The 4,284-nt window shown below is 58.9% G+C and carries 6 protein-coding genes; 5 read left to right on the top strand and 1 reads right to left on the bottom strand.

Annotated elements, in window-relative coordinates; all coding sequences use genetic code 11:
- Nucleotides 1–672 (bottom strand): GntR family transcriptional regulator (locus Q0341_RS01290; RefSeq protein WP_299510017.1); only part of this gene is annotated, 672 nt, incomplete at its 3' end.
- 83 nt (nucleotides 673–755) lie between these two features.
- Here Q0341_RS01290 and phnG point away from each other — a divergent pair.
- The 5 genes from phnG to Q0341_RS01265 all read left to right on the top strand — a co-directional run.
- A complete protein-coding gene (gene phnG, locus Q0341_RS01285; protein WP_299510016.1) occupies nucleotides 756–1,262 on the top strand; it encodes a phosphonate C-P lyase system protein PhnG in 507 nt (168 codons plus the stop codon).
- Nucleotides 1,259–1,876, top strand: a complete 618-nt coding sequence (gene phnH / locus Q0341_RS01280) for a phosphonate C-P lyase system protein PhnH (protein ID WP_299510014.1) — start codon at nucleotides 1,259–1,261, stop codon at nucleotides 1,874–1,876. The genes phnG and phnH overlap by 4 nt, the downstream gene beginning before the upstream one ends.
- Nucleotide 1,877: 1 nt before the next feature.
- On the top strand, nucleotides 1,878–3,014 hold the full coding sequence (locus Q0341_RS01275; protein WP_299510013.1) for a carbon-phosphorus lyase complex subunit PhnI: 1,137 nt from the start codon (nucleotides 1,878–1,880) through the stop codon (nucleotides 3,012–3,014).
- A gap of 14 nt (nucleotides 3,015–3,028) precedes the next feature.
- A complete protein-coding gene (locus Q0341_RS01270) occupies nucleotides 3,029–3,913 on the top strand; it encodes an alpha-D-ribose 1-methylphosphonate 5-phosphate C-P-lyase PhnJ (RefSeq protein WP_299510019.1) in 885 nt (294 codons plus the stop codon).
- A partial coding sequence (locus Q0341_RS01265; RefSeq protein ID WP_299510012.1) for a GNAT family N-acetyltransferase occupies nucleotides 3,910–4,284 on the top strand: 375 nt, incomplete at its 3' end. The genes Q0341_RS01270 and Q0341_RS01265, both read left to right, overlap by 4 nt.

Below are 4,284 nucleotides of genomic sequence, written 5' to 3'. Positions count from 1 at the left end.
TACATTCCCACTGCTGACCCGCAAGGCAGGCTGGGTGTGGGCTTGGCACAGCAAGGCAGCCACCTCTTGGCTGGGCAAACGCGCACTGATGCGGCTTTCTTTGCGCAAATAATCGGGAACGCCATGCTGGGCAAACGCTTGGGTGATGGAGCCGGTCTCTCGCACCACATCGGCCAGTTTTTCAAATCGCGGCAGCGGAAAGTAGCGATCGCTGACATGCAGCACTTGGCCTGCGCCTTCCCCTTGCACCTGCAAATACAACACAGGCGCACCCTCTGCCACCCTCAAAGCATCGGCCTGCGCGGCATCCGCCTGCAGGACACACGACTGCAGTACGCGCAAACCACCACGCAGACCTGCTTGGCTGAGGCTGTGTTGGTGTCGGGTGCGTTTGCCCAAAGCCAAGTCCACCGCAAATGCCTCAACGAAGCTGCCACTGCCTTGTGTGGAGCGCACCAAGCCGCGCTGCACCAAGCTGGCCAAAGAGCGGCGGATGGTGTGGCGATGGACCCCGAACTGCTGCGCCAAAGCATGTTCAGAGGGCAATCGTGCGCCTGGCGCATACACACCTTGTCCGATAGCCTCTGACAGCTGTTGGGCAATGCGCAACCAAAAGGGATTGCGCTCGGGCCACACGTCTTCAGACGTGACATTTGAAAAAGAAGAGTTCATGTTTGTCATGAAGGCTACACAAAGCTTGCCTAAGCTCACATTTGTATTTGATTTGTCTAGACAAGCAAGAGGTTGCCACACAGATGTTTCATTCTTTTGACAAAGCCCCAGAAAATCCGTCAACCACACGCGCCCAGTGGATGGCCTTGCTGGCAAGGGCGCCACACACCCTGATGCAACAGGCGTTGTTGCCGTTCACCACCAGTCCCCCCGTCTGGCTGCGCAAACCTGAAACGGGTTTGATGATGGTCCAAGGCCGTATAGGGGGCACAGGCGAACGCTTCAACCTGGGCGAAATGACAGTCACCCGTTGCGCATTGCGACTGACCCAAGCCAACGCGCCGACCGCAGTGGGTGTGTCGTATGTGATTGGACGAGACCACCGACAAGCCCGCTTGGCGGCCTTGGCCGATGCCTTGCTGCAAGACCCGACCCAATACCCCGACCTTGAAATCAGCTTGCTGAACCCGGTTCGAGAGTACTTGCTGCACTTGCAAGCCAAACGCCACCAACAGGCACAAAGCACCAAGGTGGATTTCCTCACCGTGGCGCGAGAGGCCGGCGGCGAAGACGAAGGAGATGAGGCATGAGCGCCCAAGAACTGAACAGTTTGGTGGCCGGTTTTGACGACGAGGCTTTGGGCAGTCAAGCGGTTTTTCGCGTGGCCCTGCAAGCCTTGTCCATGCCCGGGCGTGCACAGGAAGTGCCGCTGAAAAACGCGCTGCCCGACAAAGGCCACGGCGCTTCAGCGGCCTTGTTGTTGGCGTTGCTCGATGACGATGCTTCGCTGTGGCTTTCGCCTGTTTTGGCCCAAAGCCATGCGGGCGAGTGGCTCCGATTTCACACCGGTTGCCAATTGGTAGAGCACCCTGAAAAAGCGCAATTTTTGTGGATCGCCGCAGGCGAAATCATGCCCCACTTGGCCAGTTTGCGCCAAGGCACTGACGCGGACCCAGACCAGTCGGCCACCTGCGTGATCGAGGTGCACAGCGTTGACTCGAACACGCCAGCTTGGCGCTTGACCGGACCTGGCATCGCCCAAGCTTGCAGCTTGAATGTAGCGGGTCTGGCCAGAGACTTCACCGAACAGTGGGCGCAAAACCATGGCATTTTCCCGCGTGGCATCGATGTGTTTTTGACCACAACGACCCAGGTCATTGGCCTGCCGCGCACCACTTGTATTTTGCCTGCAGGAAAGGACTGACATGTACGTTGCAGTCAAGGGCGGAGAGACCGCCATTCTCAACAGTTACCAGCGGGTGGCCGCGCAGCGGCGGGGAGACACCGCTGAGCCCGAACTCAGTGTGCGGCAGATCCAAGAGCAACTCAAACTGTCGGTCGACCGCGTCATGACCGAGGGCTCTGTGTACGACCCGGAGTTGGCCGCACTGGCGATCAAGCAAGCCAGTGGCGATTTGGTCGAAGCCATATTTTTATTGCGCGCTTACCGTGCCACCTTGCCGCGATGGGGCAGCACCCTACCGCTTCACACAGCGGACATGCAACTGGACCGCAGGATTTCGGCCACGTTCAAAGACTTACCCGGCGGCCAAGTCTTGGGCCCCACTTACGACTACACCCAGCGCTTGCTGGATTTCAGTTTGTTGGCCCAATCTCAAGCGGAAGACGGGCCGGACACCGGGGCCACGGGTCAGAGTGCAGACCTCCCCGCCTCGGTGCCGCGCGTGGTGGACTTGCTCAACCAAGAAGGGCTGATTGAACGTTTCGAACCCAAAAAAGACGACCCTGCCCCCATGGATTTGACGCGTGAACCCCTGCGATTTCCAGCAGGCCGCGCCACGCGATTGCAAAATTTGGCGCGTGGCGACGAGGGCTTCTTGCTGGCCATGGCCTACTCCACGCAACGCGGCTATTCGCACACCCACCCGTTCGTGGGCGAAATTCGGTTAGGCCAACTGGCGGTGGAGATCGAGCCGGAAGAGCTGGGCTTTGCCATCTCCATTGGAGACATCGAAATCACAGAGTGCGAAATGGTCAACCAATTCGCTGGCAGCCAAAGCGAGCCCCCCAAATTCACCCGCGGTTACGGACTGGCCTTTGGCTACAGTGAACGCAAAGCCATGGCCATGAGTTTGGTCGATCGGGCGCTGCGGGCCGAAGAATTGGGCGAACCCGTCGAGTCGGCCGCACAGATGCAGGAGTTTGTCCTGTCGCACAGCGACAACTTGGAGGCCTCGGGTTTTGTTCAGCACTTGAAGCTGCCGCACTACGTCGATTTCCAGTCCGAGCTGGAGTTGGTGCGCAAGATGCGCGCGCAGGCGTCCCAAGCAACCCACCCACCGACATCTGACTTGCCCCATGCACCCAAGGTGAACCTATGAGCACCCACGAAACAATGCCAGCGCCAGACACCCAGGCGCATCAGCCAGCACCAGCGGTCAATTTCGCCTATCTGGACGAACGCACCAAGCGCATGATTCGCCGCGCCATTCTCAAAGCCGTCGCCATCCCAGGCTACCAAGTCCCGTTTGGCTCGCGCGAGATGCCCTTGCCTTATGGCTGGGGCACAGGGGGTATCCAAGTCACCGCATCGGTGATCGGACCAGACGATGTGCTGAAGGTCATCGACCAAGGTGCCGACGACACGGTCAACGCGGTCAATATCCGGCGCTTTTTTGAACGCACAGCGGGTGTGGCCACCACCACCCGAACCCACGAAGCCACACTCATCCAAACACGCCACCGCATCCCAGAAAAGCCCTTGGTAGAAGGGCAGATCATCGTTTACCAAGTGCCGGTGCCCGAGCCCATGCAACGCTTGGAGCCGCGAGAGGTCGAAACGCGCACCTTGCACGCCTTGGCCGAATACGGCTTGATGCATGTGAAACTTTACGAAGACATTGCCCGCTATGGGCACATTGCCACCACCTACGACTACCCGGTGTTGGTGAACCAGCGCTACATCATGTCGCCATCGCCCATTCCAAAATTTGACAACCCCAAAATGCACATGAACCCGGCTTTGCAGCTGTTTGGTGCGGGCCGCGAGAAACGCATTTATGCGGTGCCGCCATACACACCGGTCGAGAGCTTGGCTTTTGAAGACCACCCATTTGAGGTCCAGAAGTGGCATACCGCTTGTGCGCTGTGCGGTGCGACCGATGCCTTTTTGGACGAAGTCATCACCGACGATGCCGGTCAACGGCTGCACATGTGCTCCGATTCAGACCATTGCCAATCGCGCCAAGAAGCGCCTACGACTGCCGCCGTCACGCCATGAATTTGCACATCCGAGAAGCCACAGAAACCGACCTTCCCGGGGTGCTGGCCCTGTATGCCCAGCCCGACATGGACAACGGCCAAGTCTTGAGCTTGGCAGATGCCAAACTGATTTGGACGCAATTTCGCTCGTACCCCGATTACCGCTTGTGGGTGGCCTGTGATGGAGACAGCGCGCAAGCAGTCGTGGGGACTTTTGCCTTGCTGGTCATGCACAACTTGGGGCACCAGGGCACACCATCGGCGATTGTCGAAGACGTGGTGGTGCATGAGGCCTGGCAACACCAAGGTGTGGGTCAGCAAATGATGCGCCATGCACAACAACTGGCGCGCGACAGCGGTTGCTACAAGCTGGTGCTGTCATCCAACCAG

This window comes from uncultured Limnohabitans sp. (assembly GCF_937889215.1).
Taxonomy (GTDB): domain Bacteria; phylum Pseudomonadota; class Gammaproteobacteria; order Burkholderiales; family Burkholderiaceae_C; genus Limnohabitans_A.
This window is presented reverse-complemented; position numbering and strand designations above follow the sequence as displayed.